This is a genomic window from Aeromonas sp. s3, from assembly GCF_040907805.1.
GTDB classification, from domain to species: Bacteria; Pseudomonadota; Gammaproteobacteria; order Enterobacterales; family Aeromonadaceae; genus Aeromonas; species Aeromonas dhakensis.
In genome coordinates this window covers 1-15295 of the sequence record NZ_JBFOCQ010000012.1, presented here as the reverse complement: position 1 = coordinate 15295, position 15295 = coordinate 1, and the positions used below count along the sequence as shown (strand labels likewise).

Below are 15295 nucleotides of genomic sequence, written 5' to 3'. Positions count from 1 at the left end.
TCCTGACCGAGCATTTGAACAGGATGTACAACATTGAAAAGCAGTCCTACAAAAATTCTGGTCGCAAAATACCCAGAATTTGCCGGTGAGTCAAATCTGCGACCCCCGCGCTACTCGTGGTGCAGGGTGATGCAGTCCAGCCCGCCGCTGCCGCGCAGCAGGGCCTCCGCCTGGTTCAAGCCGTCCCGTCGGTTGCTGGCAGCCTGCCCCACGAAATAGGGGGTGAGTCCGGCCATCTCGCGTTGCAACCAGGCGGCGAACGCCTGATTGAGGGGGGTTATGCTGGCGGCATTGGTGATGTAGAAGGGCTGCTGACGGGTGCCCATGATGCCGTTCATCCAGTTCACCGGCCGTTTGCCCACGCTGAAGGCGCCCGGGGTAGCGATGGGGGTCAGGCCGGCATCGCGCAGTTGCTGATGGATGAGGGCGTGGATCTTGTGCCAGCGCTCGCCCTGCTGGCGTAGGTCGGTCACGCTCTTGGCCAGTTCCTGCCGCTCGCTGTCGCTCAGGGTGGCATCGCTGGCCAGCACCTGTTCGATCAGTGCCGCGCTGGCGGCGTGATCGTTGAAGAGGATGCGGCCGTCGGCCAGCGGGCGCATGGCCATGTCGAGGTGGAAACCGGGCTGGGCCAGGATCACCAAATCCCGCTCGGCCACCTTGAGCTCCTGCGCCATCAGGCGCTGGCTGATGGCCATCATGGCGAGGAAGCGGCGGGTCTGGTGCGCTTGCTCGGCCTCGGTCAGCCCAGTTCGCTGATAGCCGCCGGCCTGCAGCATGCGGCCAAGCCGGGTCAGGGTGGCGGCATCGGCCGCCAGCGTCTGCAGCGCATCGGATATCTGCTCATCGCCGAAGTCGGCGTGCAGCCCGGCGGTTACCACCAGGCCTGCGTACTCCCGTTTGAGCTGGGCCAGCAGGTCGAAGGAGGCCGGCAGCGGTTGGCCGTGGATGGCGCGATAGCGCTCGGCGATGCGATCCCCTTGCTGCGTGCTCAGAAACATGCGCTGCTCCGCCGCCTGGCGGGTCGCCCAGTTCACCTCGGACTGAGCCAGCTCGGCTTTGGCGCGCGCGGTTCTGGCAAAGGCGTGGCGCTGCGGCTCATCGAGCCCCTGTGGCAGCAGGTTGGCCGCCTCCAGCAGGATGAGGTCCACTTCGGTGTCATGGCCCTTCTGGAAGGTATGGGGGCTGCCCAGCCACTCCTCTTCGCTGAGTTGCAGCCGAAACTCGCCGTCGCGTTCCATCTTCTGCTGGCGGGTGGCGATGCGCTCGCTATCCAGCCGGCTGTGGTGCAGGGTGGTTTGCAGCAGGGCGTCGCGACCGATCAGGGCATAGGGGGTACCGTCTGGGCGCTGGCCGGTCAGCATGTTGCCGCCATCGATGATGGAGAAGGTGGGGATGAGCTCGTGTCCCTGCGCCTCGGCGAAGCTGTTGGCCTGGGAGAGCATGTAATCATCCAGCCCCTGGGAATCCTGGCTGCCGAGGCTGTGGTGCCCCTCCTGCTGGGCCTCCGGGCTTTGCTCGGTGAGGGCGGTGACGAAGGCGTGGTAGCGCCCCTTGTCGGCCAGCGGCGCCTGGGGACGGAAGACGAGGGCGCCATCGCGCGACAGCCACATGTTGTCCTCGGTCCAGGCGTACATGTCAGCGTGGGTGCTGACCGAAAAGCTCTGTTCCCTGCCGATCTGCTCCAGCTCCGCCACCAGTTCCGGCTCGGTCTGGAGGGGCAGGTGGAGCTGGTGGATCCGGTTGCCCAGATCGTCCTGGGCCAGCTGGAAGCTGCGCTCGAGAGCGGGGGAGTGCTGGCCGTTAGTGAGGGCGGGGTCGTCCGGGAAGAGCAGAGGGGCCGCCATGGCCGAGTGGAACCAGAAGAGGCTGGAGATGGCGAGTGCCACACCGGTTTTGCGCATGATGATGTCCTGTTGTTATGGCGGGTTGGTGCCCGCAAGCCTGAACGTCGGCGTACGGCGCTGCGCCGCACGCTTCGGATGGAAACCATAAGGAGCTCGCCAAGAACCACAAGGGCGCAAATCTGAATTGACTTTTAACCCAGACTAAACCGCGTTGAATATATTCACTTGATGACAAACGAGTCTTTTTTGATGCTGCTTATTTCCAGCAAAAACAGGGTGTTGCACTATTTCAATTGTCGATAGCGAGGTCGGGTCGGATATTTCAAAGCGGTGTCGTACGAGCCGTTAAATGCGAAGTTTTTAAGTGAGTAAATCGCCGGTGCGGGTCGGCCAGGTCAGCGGGAGGGGAATAACCAGGGGGAGGCACAGGGGCCAGCCCCCTTGACGAAGGCTGGCGCCGAGTCAGGGAGTGCCCGTTACTCCCTTGCTTGCAGCAGCCAGGCCGCTGCCTGATAGGGGGCAAAGGTGGCGGCGGGCTGCCCCGGGTAGTTGCTGATCAGCAGGGTGGCACCAGCTTCCAGCTGGTCAAGGTGTGGCATGACCAGGGGGTGGTCAGTGAGGTTGGCGAGCAGCAGCAGGGTGTGCCGCCCTACGCTCGCCGGACCCTGCCAGCGGCGGCGATAGCCGATGCGCTCCGGGTCATCCCCATCCAGCAACTCGAAGTCGCCGTGACGAATGACGGGGTGCGCCTTGCGCAGGGCGATGAGCTGGCGATAGCAGTGAAACGGCGAATCGGGGCGGGCCAGCTGCTCGGCGGCGTTGATCTCGATGTGATTGGTGTTGAGGGCAATCCAGGGGGTGGCTGTGCTGAAGCCCGCGCGGGGGCCGGCATCCCACTGCATTGGGGTGCGGGCGTTGTCGCGGCCGATGGCATCGAGGCGCCGACTCAGCTCGGCAGGGTCCAGCCCCGCCTGGCTGGCGCGGTAGTTGATCGCCTCCACGTCGCGCAGCTCGCCCGGCTGCCAGTGACGATTGGTCATGGCGAGCTCCTCCCCCTGATAGATGAAGGGGGTGCCCTGCATCAGGTGCTGCACCATGGCCCACAGTTTGGCGCTCACTTCGCGCCACTCGGGTCTGTCATCGCCAAAGCGGGAGACGGCGCGGGGCAGGTCGTGGTTGCCGAGAAACAGGCTGTTCCAGCCTCGGCCATGGAGCCCCTGCTGGTGGCGGGCCATGGCCCGCTTGAAGGTGAGGGGGTCGAAGCGGGAGGTCCACTTGTCACTGCCGAGCCCCAGGTGCTCGAAGTTGAACACCATGCTGAACTCGCTGCCATCGGGGTTCGAATAGTTCTGCATATGGGCAAGATCCGCCGACCAGGTCTCCCCCACCGTGATGATCCCCTGGCCGCCGAAGCTCTCGGCATTGAGCTCGCGGATATAGTCGTGCAGGCGGGGGCCGTTGCTCATGGCAAGCCGGTCCCAATCCTTGCTCACCATGTCGATCACATCGAAGCGAAATCCCTTTACTCCTTTGCCCAGCCAGAAGTGGATCACCTCTGCCATCTCGGCGCGCACCACCGGGTTGTCCCAGTCCAGATCGGCTTGGCTCACATCGAAGTTGTGCAGGTAGTAGCGATTCAGCGCCGGCACGTACTGCCAGCCGCTGCCGCCAAAAATCGAGGTAATGGGGTGAGCATCGACAAAGGCCTGATCGCGAAACACGTAGTAGGCCTGATAGCGGGGATCGCCGGCCAGCGCCTGCACAAACCACGCGTGTTCGGTGGAGGTGTGGTTGGCGACGATATCCATCATGATGCCGATGCCGTGAGCGGCTGCCTCGGCGATCAGCTGCTCCATCTCGGCCAGGGTGCCGAAGGCGGGGTCAATGGCGCGGTAATCCGCCACGTCGTAGCCGTTGTCCCGTTTGGGGGAGCGATAGAGGGGAGTGAGCCACAGCATGTCGACCCCCAGGGTGGCCAGATAACCGAGCCGCTGGCGGATGCCGTTGATGTCGCCCATGCCGTCGCCGTCACTGTCCTGAAAGCTCATGGGATAGATCTGGTAGATGACGCACTGGTCGAGGGGGAGGGGCTCTCTGTTCATCCGCTTGGCCGGTTGGGGGAGGAGAATGTCTATCTTACGCAGATGAGCGGGAAGTCAACAGGGCAGGGAAAACCTTGAAAAGGGTTCCATTGGTGGCTGATTGTCAAAAGTGAGGGCAGGGTCACAACTGGGCCATCCCGAACCACGGGGGTCGGGATGGCACGGTACCCAGCGCGGATGCCGGGCAAGGAAAGCAGGCTATTGGGCGACCTTGGCCTGCTCGCTGCGCTGTTCCAGCTGGCGCTCTGCCTTGTCTTGCTGGCGTTCCGCTTGTGCTTCCAGCTCCTTGCCGAGGAAGTAGTTCAGGAAGGTGCGGATCACCGCGATGATGGCGAGACGAATGAGCTCCTCCTTGCTCGGCGCCACCGTGGTGGCCAGGATGTCGGCGGCGAGCTGGAACTCCAGCGCCAGAATGAGCCAGCTGCCGAAACAGAGCCGGATATGGGGAAAGCCGGGCTCGTGATCCCGCACCCGCGCCGCCAGCCAGAGGGTCTTGCCCAACCCTATCACCACACAGGCGATGGAGATGATCTCCAGCAGCAGCTGGAACAGCTCGACCCCGTGCATCATGCCCTCTCGCAGGCTCGCTATCTCAAACACTCGGGTCACCTCCCTGATTCAAAAGAGGACACTATTAACACATCGCTCGGCAAAGACCAATTGAAGTCACTTATGGCCTGTGGGTGAGATGAGCGGATGATTCAAAGTTGGGCTCCACTTGACCACTTTTTGTATGCACCGCACAATCCTCGCTCTTTCATCTAGTTAAATAGTTACGAGGCATTTGATGATGCAGACGCGGAACTCTGCGATTGGTATTGATCTGGGTACAACCAACAGTGCGATTGCTGTATGGCAAGATGGCAAAGCTTGTCTCATTCCCAATGCCCATGGTGAAGATCTGACTCCGTCGATCGTCTGCATCGGTGAGGACAATACCCTGCTGGTGGGCCAGGCGGCGGCCACACGCTTGTTGAGCGATCCGGCGAATACCGCCTCCCACTTCAAGCGTTTTCTCGGCAGCGAGCGGCGTTACCGACTGGGCAAGGATCAGTACACCCCGACCGAGTTGTGCGCGCTAGTGCTTGGTAGTCTGAAGTCAGATGCGGAAGCATGGCTTGGTCACCCGGTGTGTGAGGTGGTTATCTCTGTGCCTGCTTACTTTGGCGATCAACAGCGTAAACAAGTGCGGCTGGCTGCCGAGTTGGCCGGGCTTGATGCGGTGCGCCTTATCAATGAACCGACCGCCGCAGCCATGGCCTACAGCCTGCACGAGCAGCATAGTCGCCGTTTCCTGGTGTTTGATCTGGGGGGCGGTACCTTCGATGTAACCGTGGTGGAGTATCAGGACAACATCATGGAAGTGCGCGCCTCGGCTGGTGACAATCGACTCGGTGGCGAGGATTTTACTCAGGATCTGGTTGATGCGGTACTGGATCTGCTGGGTACCGACCGTAGTGACATGCCACTGGCGCAGCTCGGCCAAGTCTATCTGGCGTGTGAGCGAGCCAAGCGTCATCGCAGTGGCACTGGTCTGGTCGTAGAGCTTGGTGGTGAGTTGAACCGCACCCTGACTTTCTCCGAGTTCGATTTGGCCGGCATCTGGCGCGAGACGCTCAGTCGCCTGCGTAAACCGCTCAGCCAGGCACTCTCAGATGCGCGCTTGCGTCCAGAGGAGGTAGATGAGCTTATTTTTGTCGGTGGAGCGAGCCGCCAGAGCGAAGTGCAGCAAACTGCAGTGCGTCTGCTGGGACGATTCGGCCGTCACGAGTTGGATCCGGATCGGGTAGTGGCAATGGGGGCCGCCATTCAGGCTGCCTGCCGTCTGCGCGACAGCGCGGTCGACGAGCTTATCATGACCGATGTTTGCCCCTTTACCCTCGGGATTGCGGTCACTCAGGGCGATCAGGTCGGTGTGTTCAGCCCAATTCTCGAACGCAATACTGTGGTGCCGGCTTCGCGAGTCGAACGCTATCACAGCGCACATGAGCAGCAAAAAGCGGTATGCATCAGCATCTATCAGGGTGAGCGCTTCTGGGTGCGGGAAAACCTGCACATAGATGATCTCGAGATTCCGCTGCCGACCGGCAAGGGGATTCAGCAGGTGGACGTGCGTTTTAGTTACGACATCAACGGCATGCTGGAGGTGGATGTAACCCTCGCTGGTACCGGAGAGCAGTTCCAAAAGGTGATCGACAGAAGTCCGGCCGGCGTAACCGAGGAGGGAAAGCGGGAGAGCCGCGAGCGGTTGGCTCGCCTCAAGTATCATCCGCGCGATGCACTGCCTAATTTGACCTTGAGCGAGCGGCTGGCGCAGCTCTACGAAGAGAGCCTTGGTGACGAGCGGCAACAGGTAGAACAGTGGTTGCTGCAGTTTGAACGGGTCCTGGCCAGCCAGGACCCGCAGCTCATCCGTTCATTTCGAGAGGAGATGAATGGCCTGCTCAAGCAGTGGCACTAGTGTGCTAGTCGAGGATGTCGCCAAGCGACATCCTGCCCTGCTGGTAGAATTCCCTTGGCCATCCCCGGCGTAGCGCACCAGGCCTTATGCGAAGGCTCATATAGAGGTGGCCGAGCCATAGCGGAACGGCCAGCCAGGCGCTGTTGATGTAGAACGCGAGGGCTATCCAGATCAGACTCCAGCTCAGGTAATTTCGAGTGGTACGCTGACATGTCTGGGCCCGACAGATGTGCCACATCAGATAGAGGTTCAGGAACAGCATTCCTATCATATCTTGGCCGAGCGAATAATAATCGGCCCAGTATGGAGAGCCGGAAGTGAGAACCTCGATCACGGACGGTTCCAGTGGAAACACGAAGTAGGGCAGGATGGCGGTTAGCACGCTGACAAACAGCAGTTGCGCTCCGCTGTGCATCCTAAAGCGTTGCTTCGCGTGGTGCCGATCGTGCTCCAGCTGATCGTTCAGCTTATCCTCCAGATACACCAACAGCAGAGATACGGCCTCCTGTTGTGGCTGGGTGAGATCGGCCTGCTGCTTGTAGATGGGGTCTAGTTGTCTGGCCTGAAACCCCTGCTCGCTGAAGTCGTGTGCCAGCATGCCGAGCCCGTAACAGATCGGATAGACAAACTTGGCTGATACGGTATCTGGAGTGCTGCGCTCCAGTGAATCCAGCGTAGGGAAGTGTTCGCGGCTCTGCCACAAATAGGCATAAATCAGCGACTCCTCGGTATAAGGGTAAAAGTCTAAATCGAACCCCTGCGCGCTGCGCAGAGCCATCAGCCGCTCGTGCAGGGGGGTGAGCAGATAGCTGTAGGCGTTATTGCTCTCCTTGTGGCAAAGCAGCAGGTTCCACAACACTATGGTGCTGGCGAGATCCGGATCGTTATCAAGACGTCGGCCGATCAGGGCCGCGAGAGCCGGTAATTCACTCTCTTTGGCTCGCTCTAGCAGCGACTGATCGCTCACTTCGGATCTACGTAGCAGATCGGTCTGGTTGCGAAGCTCTTGCGACAGCATATATTGCTCTGGCCAGCGAGCACATGCAGTAACGATGGCAGCCTGATAGACGGTGGGCTGAGCTGAGAGGCGCAGGACGGTGGAAAGCGGAGTGTCATCCTGATTGGGCGGCAGTCTGCCCATGGCGCAACGTACTGCGTCAAGGTGTTGTCTCGGCGTCCAGGCATAGGCGTAATAGAATTGTGCCCAGCGAAAACAGCCGCTCCATCCCTCACCATGCCAAGCATCGCCAAGACGTGTGTTGCAGTGAATGCGTTGGTGGGAGAGGCGAGCTCCAAGATGCAGCCCTTGGATGATTTGCTCTTGCCACCCTTCGTCATTGGCGCGCTGAACTACTGCATTGAACCACTCATCCGGCATCAGCGGATAGCGGCGCAGGCAGGAGATCCACTGCTCCGGAGATGCACAGGCAATCTGTGCAGCATTGGGTGGCGTGATGTTCAGCCAGTCATCATTGCCATATTGATCGAACAGCACGTCCAGTAGTGGTAACTCGGGGCGCTCGGCCAGCTTGCGGCGAGCATGGCGTTGCAAGAGACGGGAAACAAATTGCCAGCCGCCTTCGGCGTCGGCTAGTTCGGGTTGGGCAAGCGCAGTTTCCAATGATGACCAAGTACCAAATTCACTGCTCCACCAGAGGCGTGCCAGCGCACCGCGAACGCCAGGCATCGACTCTAGCGCTAGCGTGGTGAGTGGTACCTCGCCAATGTCCAGCATCTGATCATGCAACCACTCCTCCATTGGGTTGGATTGTTGCCATGGCAGCATCAGCCACTGCGGCTCCCAGAAAGCGCTGCGTGTCGTGGGCCAGTGACTGGAACGGGCCAGGGCTTGTAGCCAACGTGCCAGCTCCTGGTCGCTGTTGATGTACCAGTGGATGAGGTGGTTGGCGAGCAACGCTTCGTGTTCTCGCTCTTCCAAGGCCTTGGCTACCTGCATCACCAGTTGTTCCTTGCCACAACGCAGGGCTGAGTCGGAGAGCAAATCCCAGTCATCCTCATCTAGTTGCTCTTGTTCGAGCAGGGAGAGGGTGAGTGAGAGGCGGTGGGTGATATCGCCGTCGTCACCGGCTGCACGTAGGGCTCGCAGTTGCAGGCGTAATAGAGCCGGGTGATCGCCGACGATCGGTATGGCGTAGTGATAGATGATCCCCAGCACACTGTTGCGGTCGCCAGCCTCCAGCGAAAGTAGCAGTGGTTGATAAAAGGACATTACTGCACGCTGGCGAGCATGGTCGAGAGTGGCAAGCCACTCCAGCGGTGCCGGAACAGGCGCCTTGCGCCACCAATCGAGAAATTCGCCTTTTTTCTGGATATCACCGCTGCGGCGCAGCAGTGCCGCCCAGTCAAGTGCTTGCCATAGCCGCTCGATTAAGGGAGAGGGCAACCATTGCCATTCGAAGATATGTTGTAATACTTCGTCCGACAGCTGGCTTTGCTGCACCAGCGAGAGCGATTGCAGTGACGCCAGCCACTTGTCCCACTCGTCGGACACAAATCGTCGGCTGGCATCGCCCAGCAGCGCAAGCAGATTTGTGAGTTCGGGGGCTGCGGCTGGACGTACCAGCTCGACCGGTAGCTTGGTGGAGTCATTCATCGTCGGGCGTGGGTGGCTGGCTTCTTCATAGGCTTCACGCAGCAGGCGGAATCCCTCCGGGTCATCCTCCGGATGGCAGTCACGCAGCTTGATGTGGTAGGCACGCTTGATTGCGGCCAGATCGTCGGTCTCTTTGATCCCGAGTCGTTGCCAGATATCCATTATTTATTCCTGCGGCTCGCTATTTAAGAGGTCAATTAGGCTCTGGGGTTGCTCGATATCCGGCAACGGTACGTCATACCAGCTCTGTCCGTGGATTGGGTTTTCGGGATCCTGAAGCGCATCGGCCAGCATTGAACGCATCTGCTTGGCTATCCAGCCGTACAGCAGCTCATGTGCTGCCTGTTCCGGATCATCGTCCTCGTGGCTGTACCGCCAGAGACAGCGACCGGCATACCATGCCTGAGTGTATTGCAGCCAAGACTTGTAGCGCCGCCGTGCCTGATAGGCGAGCTGATTGTGGATGAAGCAAAACTCCTCTTCACTGACCCAGCCATAACGCAGCCCTTCACGAGTGAGGTAAGAGGCGCGACCATAGTCCCAGGCCTGTATACCGTGGGCGCCAATATAGGGCGCAGTGCGGGCTACGAAATCGAGCGAGGCTCGCCTGTGTGTGGTCGACGCATTATCGCGTTGCGTCTGCCATTGGCTCCGCTGCATGCAATGAAAGGAGGCGTACTCTTCCAGCATGAGGTGCCCGTGGCACTCGCCATATGCCAGCTCGCGGATCTGTCGGTGCAGATCGAGGCGGTTCTCGATATTCCAGTCTTCTGCGAGAGTGGAGGGATCGACAAGACCTTCCCGCAGCGAGGTGGGTTTTAGGTATTCGCGCCACTCTTTCTGAAAAGCGATTTGGGGCGAAGTGAGGGTCAGCCACCACTTCTCGTGGGGGGCAAGGGCCGCATTGTCTAGCATAGTCTTGGAAAAGCTGCGATTGGAACAGGTTGTAGACTATAAGGTTGCAAGAGAAAGGATGCAATTGCGGCTGGTTTGCAGTTCACGAGTCAGCAATGTAGACACAGTGAGCACTAAGGCGGCAACCCTACTTCCTAGGCCTTACATAAAGGCATCTTGATATAGGTGAATTTAGATATCTTCGCGGACGCAGTTATTTCTGCCACTAACGTATGAGTCATGGTTGTTAGTTGGTATTTACATCCCAACGAATTTGAATCCAATGACATAGAGCGTCGGCAGGGTGGGGTAGATGTCACGGATCACCTGTTTGAGCTCGGGCAGGGTCATGTTCTCCTGGCGGGCGTGCTCGTCATTCAGTTCATCGAAGGCGACTGCCTTGACCGACAGCACCTCTATGATGCCAAAGGGCTGGTGCTCCGGGTTGGTGAACAGGGCCAGACATTGGCCGGGTTGCCAGTTGGCCTCGCTCTCGTCGCGGATGGTGATGGTCTTGCGGCCGGCCTGGATGTCGGCGACGAAGCGGCTGAAGAAGGTGAACTCGGGATGGGTCGACATGGCTCTCTCCTGACAGGATGAATCGAAATGGGGTGAATGGAAATCAAAGGTCGAGATAGGCGCGCAGCCTGGCCAGATCGGCGATGACGGGACCGTCGGGGCCATCGGCGACGATGCCCTGTTCGATCAGCTCCTTGAGGGCGCGCCGGTAGACCCGCTCGGTGGTACCGAAGCGTGCCGCCTCGTGGGCCCGCTTGCGCGAGCCGAGCATGGGGGTGCGCTGGCGCTCGCGCCACAGCTCGAAGGCGATGTTGTAGGCGATGGGATGCAGCAGCCGGCTGGTGGTGATGTCCAGGGTATCCAGATAGTCGCTGGCGAGTGCCGCGGCGAAGAAGAGGGTCAGCTCGGGCTCGGCCAGCAGCCGCTTGGCCAGCTTATCGGCGCAGATGACGGCGGCGTCCAGCTCGGTCTCGGCCACCACGCTCCACTGCACCGGGGTGGCGCTGAAGAACTCCATCTCGCCGAAGATCTGGCTATGGCACTCGATTTCGCCGAGTTGAAACAGTCGCCCCGAGTGCACCGCACTGTTGAGGGAAATGCGGCCCTGCGCCACCAGATAGAGGTGCTCGCACTGCTCCCCCTGGCGCATGATGGGCTCGCCCGGCAGGTAGCGGCGAGAATAGAGGGTGCAGGCCGTCAGCGCCGCGGCAAAGCGCGGTTCGAGTGCGGCAAGCTCGGCGTGAAAGCGACCGAGCGGATAGGGTTGTTGCTGCATGGGGAAGGCCCGGCTTGACGAGGGTCATGAGGCTAGCAAGAGCGGGGGCAGGATGCCAGCGCTGGTGCCCCCGAATGTGCCGGGCTTAACGTTTTGCCGGGACCGTTGCGGCCCCGGCAGACCCGCTCTATTGGGTCAGGGCGTGGAGGGCCGCGGCGATGGCCAGCTGCTCGCCGGTCATCATGGCGGCTTCGCTGGCTGCATAGTCGCTCACCCCCGCTTGCACGTCCTGCTCGAAGGCCACCACGTTGCAGAGCACGGCGGCTACCCGCACCTTGCGCAGGCGCCCCACGGCGAGCAGGGAGGCGGTCTCCATGTCCGCCCCGAGCACCCCGCGGGCGTGCCAGTAGCGACACACTTCCTGCTCGTCATCCCGATAGAAGCTGTCGTGGGATCGCACCAGACCGTGCCAGTGAGGCTGGCCGCTGGCGCCGAGATGGGCGAGCAGGGCAGCCTGCAGGCGGATATCGGCGCAGGCGGGGTACTCGGGGGGCAGGTAGGCCTGCGAGGCGCCTTCGCTGCGCACCGCTCCCTCCACCACGATAAGATCCCCCAGCGCGACCTCATGCTGCAGGGCGCCGGCGGAACCGACCCGGATGAGGGAGCGGGCGCCCGCCTGCACCAGCTCCTCCAGTGCGATGACGGCGGAGGCGCCACCGATGCCGGTGCTGCACACCGTGACGGGCAGCCCTTGGTAGCGACCGTTGATCAGGCGAAACTCCCGGTGCTGGCCCAGCACATCACACTCATCGAGCTGGCCGGCAATGCGGTCGACCCGGGCCGGGTCGCCGCACAGCACCACCCGTTCGGCGATCTGGTCCGGGCGGCATTGCAGATGGGGCAGCAGGCTCATGCGATTACTTCCTGTTGCGGACGTTTGGCGCTGACCATCCACAGGCGTGTGCCGTTGGCGGCGATGAACAGCAGGATCAGGTACTCAAGGGACATGGCATAGACCCCCTGGGCGGCATAGACGCCGATGCTGATGATGTTGATGACCACCCAGAGGATCCAGTTCTCCACGTACTTGCGGGTCATCAGGATCTGGGCCACCACGGAGAGCACCGTCATGCTGGCATCCCAGAAGGGGAAGGCATCGGGGGAGGGCTCGGGCGTGGCGAGGTTGGCGCCAAACAGGTTGAGCAGGGCGACCGAGGTGCGTGCCAGGGCGGCGAAGACCGGGTCGATATAGAGGGTCAGCAGGGCGATGGCCAGCACGCTCACGGCGGCGGTGGCGACGAGCTTGGACTTGCTGAGCCAGCGGATCTGCAGGGTGTCCCCCTGGGCGTTGGCCGGCCGGGTCCAGGCGTACCAGCCATAGAGGTTGGCGCAGAAGAAGAACAGCTGCAGCAGCAACAAGCCGTAGAGCTGGATCTGGAAGAAGATGATGGCGAACAGGCTGACGTTGATGAGCCCGAACAGGTAGTTGATGGTCTTCTCCTGGCTGGCGCACCAGATGCAGGCCAGTCCGAACAGGGTGCCGACGGCTTCGATCCACGACATGGCGTAGCCACCGCCCAGCGGTATGGTCACCAGGGTGTGATTGATGCTGAACCACTCGAATATGCTCATTTTCATTTCCTTGGAAAATAGGGGGAGTGAACCGGGCCTATTCTAGGGGCGGCGTGGGGGGCTTTGCAGGACTTTTGTCCGTGCAGGGCCGAGCCACCTCAAATAATGGACAAACCGCAAGCAACTTTAGGCCCCCGATGACACCCCGATATGCGATGATGCCCTGCCCTTTATTGACATGTCACAAAATGGGGATGAATGGGCTGTGGTCTGATGGAATCCCCCCGTTGCAGTCGGGGTGGTGTTGAACGAAAGGAGCGAGCGTGAATTCCGAGCTGGTCTGGGTCCTCTGCATGCTGGTGGGCGCCATTTATCTGTTTGTGAGCAACAGGGTCCGCATGGACGTGGTTGCCTTGCTGATCATCATCTTGTTCGTGCTGAGCGGCACCCTGACCCTGCCACAGGCGCTGGCGGGGTTCAGCGATCCCAACGTCATCCTGATCGCCGCCCTGTTCGTGGTGGGGGAGGGGCTGGTGCGCACCGGCATCGCCTATCAGGTGGGGGACGCACTGGTGAAGGTGGCCGGCAGCAGCGAGACCCGATTGCTGGTGCTGCTGATGGTGGCGGTCGCCCTGCTAGGGGCCGTGATGAGCAGCACAGGGGTGGTGGCCATCTTCATCCCTGTGGTACTGAGCGTGGCGAACCGGATGGGGATCCCGGCCGGTCGGCTGATGATGCCGCTCGGCTTTGCCGGCCTCATCAGCGGCATGATGACCCTGGTGGCGACGCCGCCCAACATGGTGGTCAACAGCGAGCTGATGCGCCACGACATCCACGGCTTCGGCTTCTTCGGCTTCACCCCCATGGGGGTCATCATCCTGGGGATGGGGATCCTCTACATGCTGCTGATGCGCACCTCTCTGGTACGTAGCGAGGAGGAGGGCAAGCACAAGCAGAGCGGACGCAGCACCATGCGCGATCTCATTCGCGACTATCGGCTGGCCGGGCGGGCGCGCCGGCTGGCATTGCGGCCCGATTCCCCCCTGATCGGCCAGACCCTGGACGAGCTGCAGTTGCGGGCCCGCTACGGGGCCAATGTCATCGGGGTGGAGCGCTGGCGCAAGTTCCGGCGGGTGATGGTGACCGTCTCTGGCGTCACCGAGTTCCAGGCCAAGGATGTGCTGCTCATCGACATGTCCGACCCCGATGCGGACGTGCGGGAGTTCTGCAGCGAGGCGCGGCTCGAACCCATGATCCTGCGCGGGGAGTATTTTTCCGATCAGGCGCGGGAGGTGGGCATGGCGGAGGTGTCGCTCATCCCCGAATCCCGTCTGCTCGGCAAGAGCATCCGCGAAGTGGCGTTTCGCTCCCACTATGGCCTCAACGTGGTGGGGATCCGCCGCGCCGGCGAGGCGCTTGGCGGCAAGCTGGTGGACGAGGCGCTGCAGATGGGGGATACCCTGCTGGTGGTGGGCAACTGGAGCTTGATCCGCCTGCTGCAGACCCACAGCCGTGACTTTCTCTTGCTGGGGCTGCCGGCGGAGGTGGACGAGATGGCGCCGGCCCGCAGTCAGGCCATTCACGCCCTGATCGCGCTCGGGGTCATGATAGTGCTGATGGTGACGGATCCCGTGCCCAACGTGATAGCGGCGCTGATCGCCTGCCTGCTGATGGGCAAGTTTCGCTGCATCGACATGGAGAGCGCCTACAAGTCCATCCACTGGCCGACCCTGATCCTCATCGTCGGCATGCTGCCCTTTGCGCTCGCGCTGCAAAAGACCGGCGGGGTGGATCTCATCGTCGGCGCGCTGATCTCGGCGGTGGGGGAGATGGGGCCGCGGGTGATGCTGGCCAGTCTGTTCGCCCTGTGCGCCATCATCGGGCTGTTCATCTCCAACACCGCGACGGCGGTACTGATGGCCCCGATCGCGCTCGGCACGGCCCAGCAGATGGGGGTCTCGCCCTATCCGTTTGCCATGACCATCGCCATTGCCGCCTCGGCGGCCTTCATGACGCCGGTCTCCTCGCCGGTCAACACCCTGGTGCTGGGCCCCGGCAACTACAAGTTCGTGGATTTCGTGCGCATCGGCGTGCCCTTCACGGCGCTGGTGATGGTGGTGAGCGTCATCGCCATCCCCTGGTTCTTCCCGTTCTGACGACACACGTGACATGGCGGCCTGCGGGCCGCCTTTTTATTGCCCGCAGTAATCTGACATGAAAAGGACGGCATTAAGCGAAAGCCGGGCATGAGCGCCGTCGCAGAGGAGAGCACAAGGCCCAGCTATGGGAGGGGTTGCAGAGGTGCAATGGCATGGAGAGGGGGAGAAGAGTGGCAAACGCCGGATACAAAAAAACCAGCCTGGGCTGGTCTGTTTGGTACTGCTTTCGATGGTGCGGAAGGAGAGACTCGAACTCTCACGCCTAGGGCGCCAGAACCTAAATCTGGTGCGTCTACCAATTTCGCCACTTCCGCAAGAGTAATGGTGGCTATGACGGGATTCGAACCTGTGACCCCCGCATTATGAGTGCGATGCTCTAACCAACTGAGCTACATAGCCGTTTGTTGTCAACCAC

Annotated in this window: 11 protein-coding genes and 2 tRNA genes; 2 read left to right on the top strand and 11 right to left on the bottom strand. The window is 61.2% G+C overall.

Annotated features, from left to right (window positions below; all coding sequences use genetic code 11):
* Positions 1-110: 110 nt before the first annotated feature.
* The 3 genes from AB5Y98_RS06025 to AB5Y98_RS06015 all read right to left on the bottom strand — a co-directional run bounded on the left by AB5Y98_RS06025 (position 111) and on the right by AB5Y98_RS06015 (position 4546).
* Positions 111-1901 carry a hypothetical protein gene (locus AB5Y98_RS06025; protein ID WP_368231520.1) on the bottom strand — a complete coding sequence of 597 codons (1791 nt, stop codon included), beginning with the start codon at positions 1899-1901 and terminating at the stop codon, positions 111-113.
* Positions 1902-2320: 419 nt separating this feature from the next.
* Positions 2321-3946 carry an alpha-glucosidase gene (locus tag AB5Y98_RS06020; protein ID WP_368231519.1) on the bottom strand — a complete coding sequence of 542 codons (1626 nt, stop codon included), beginning with the start codon at positions 3944-3946 and terminating at the stop codon, positions 2321-2323.
* A gap of 198 nt (positions 3947-4144) precedes the next feature.
* Complete coding sequence (locus AB5Y98_RS06015) at positions 4145-4546, bottom strand: DUF1622 domain-containing protein (RefSeq protein WP_005298442.1); 402 nt, start codon at positions 4544-4546, stop codon at positions 4145-4147.
* 187 nt (positions 4547-4733) lie between these two features.
* Between AB5Y98_RS06015 and AB5Y98_RS06010 the strand changes: the two genes are divergently transcribed.
* Positions 4734-6407, top strand: a complete 1674-nt coding sequence (locus AB5Y98_RS06010) for an Hsp70 family protein (RefSeq protein WP_368231518.1) — start codon at positions 4734-4736, stop codon at positions 6405-6407.
* Between the two features lie 4 nt (positions 6408-6411).
* Here AB5Y98_RS06010 and AB5Y98_RS06005 read toward each other — a convergent pair whose 3' ends face one another.
* The 6 genes from AB5Y98_RS06005 to pnuC form a co-directional block, all read right to left on the bottom strand.
* Positions 6412-9183 (bottom strand): J domain-containing protein, encoded by a 2772-nt coding sequence (locus AB5Y98_RS06005; RefSeq protein WP_368231517.1) that lies wholly within the window; start codon positions 9181-9183, stop codon positions 6412-6414.
* A 3-nt stretch (positions 9184-9186) separates the two neighbouring features.
* The gene (locus tag AB5Y98_RS06000; protein ID WP_368231516.1) at positions 9187-9936 is read right to left on the bottom strand and encodes a DUF1266 domain-containing protein; all 750 of its coding nucleotides are present in this window, start codon (positions 9934-9936) and stop codon (positions 9187-9189) included.
* A gap of 237 nt (positions 9937-10173) precedes the next feature.
* On the bottom strand, positions 10174-10494 hold the full coding sequence (gene yqfB / locus AB5Y98_RS05995; protein ID WP_368231515.1) for a N(4)-acetylcytidine aminohydrolase: 321 nt from the start codon (positions 10492-10494) through the stop codon (positions 10174-10176).
* A gap of 43 nt (positions 10495-10537) precedes the next feature.
* A complete protein-coding gene (locus tag AB5Y98_RS05990; protein ID WP_336288884.1) occupies positions 10538-11209 on the bottom strand; it encodes a Crp/Fnr family transcriptional regulator in 672 nt (223 codons plus the stop codon).
* 127 nt (positions 11210-11336) lie between these two features.
* Positions 11337-12062, bottom strand: coding sequence for a nucleoside phosphorylase (locus tag AB5Y98_RS05985; protein WP_368231514.1), 726 nt, complete (start codon positions 12060-12062; stop codon positions 11337-11339).
* Positions 12059-12781, bottom strand: coding sequence for a nicotinamide riboside transporter PnuC (pnuC, locus tag AB5Y98_RS05980; RefSeq protein WP_010633219.1), 723 nt, complete (start codon positions 12779-12781; stop codon positions 12059-12061). The genes AB5Y98_RS05985 and pnuC overlap by 4 nt, the downstream gene beginning before the upstream one ends.
* A 263-nt stretch (positions 12782-13044) precedes the next feature.
* Here pnuC and AB5Y98_RS05975 point away from each other — a divergent pair, with 263 nt between their 5' ends.
* The gene (locus AB5Y98_RS05975; protein ID WP_042007000.1) at positions 13045-14877 is read left to right on the top strand and encodes an SLC13 family permease; all 1833 of its coding nucleotides are present in this window, start codon (positions 13045-13047) and stop codon (positions 14875-14877) included.
* A 233-nt stretch (positions 14878-15110) separates the two neighbouring features.
* Here the strand turns inward: AB5Y98_RS05975 and AB5Y98_RS05970 are convergent.
* Together AB5Y98_RS05970 and AB5Y98_RS05965 are read right to left on the bottom strand one after the other, a co-directional pair.
* Positions 15111-15194 (bottom strand) — tRNA-Leu (locus AB5Y98_RS05970).
* A gap of 8 nt (positions 15195-15202) precedes the next feature.
* Positions 15203-15279, bottom strand: a tRNA-Met gene (locus AB5Y98_RS05965).
* Between the last annotated feature and the right edge of the window lie 16 nt (positions 15280-15295).

What these genes read in the sequence shown, in the direction of transcription:
- AB5Y98_RS06025 (WP_368231520.1), bottom strand. Translation starts at nt 1,901, where the DNA reads ATGCGCAAAACCGGTGTGGCACTCGCCATCTCCAGCCTCTTCTGGTTC.
- AB5Y98_RS06020 (WP_368231519.1), bottom strand. Translation starts at nt 3,946, where the DNA reads ATGAACAGAGAGCCCCTCCCCCTCGACCAGTGCGTCATCTACCAGATC.
- AB5Y98_RS06010 (WP_368231518.1), top strand. Translation starts at nt 4,734, where the DNA reads ATGATGCAGACGCGGAACTCTGCGATTGGTATTGATCTGGGTACAACC.
- AB5Y98_RS06005 (WP_368231517.1), bottom strand. Translation starts at nt 9,183, where the DNA reads ATGGATATCTGGCAACGACTCGGGATCAAAGAGACCGACGATCTGGCC.
- AB5Y98_RS06000 (WP_368231516.1), bottom strand. Translation starts at nt 9,936, where the DNA reads ATGCTAGACAATGCGGCCCTTGCCCCCCACGAGAAGTGGTGGCTGACC.
- yqfB (WP_368231515.1), bottom strand. Translation starts at nt 10,494, where the DNA reads ATGTCGACCCATCCCGAGTTCACCTTCTTCAGCCGCTTCGTCGCCGAC.
- AB5Y98_RS05990 (WP_336288884.1), bottom strand. Translation starts at nt 11,209, where the DNA reads ATGCAGCAACAACCCTATCCGCTCGGTCGCTTTCACGCCGAGCTTGCC.
- AB5Y98_RS05985 (WP_368231514.1), bottom strand. Translation starts at nt 12,062, where the DNA reads ATGAGCCTGCTGCCCCATCTGCAATGCCGCCCGGACCAGATCGCCGAA.
- pnuC (WP_010633219.1), bottom strand. Translation starts at nt 12,781, where the DNA reads ATGAGCATATTCGAGTGGTTCAGCATCAATCACACCCTGGTGACCATA.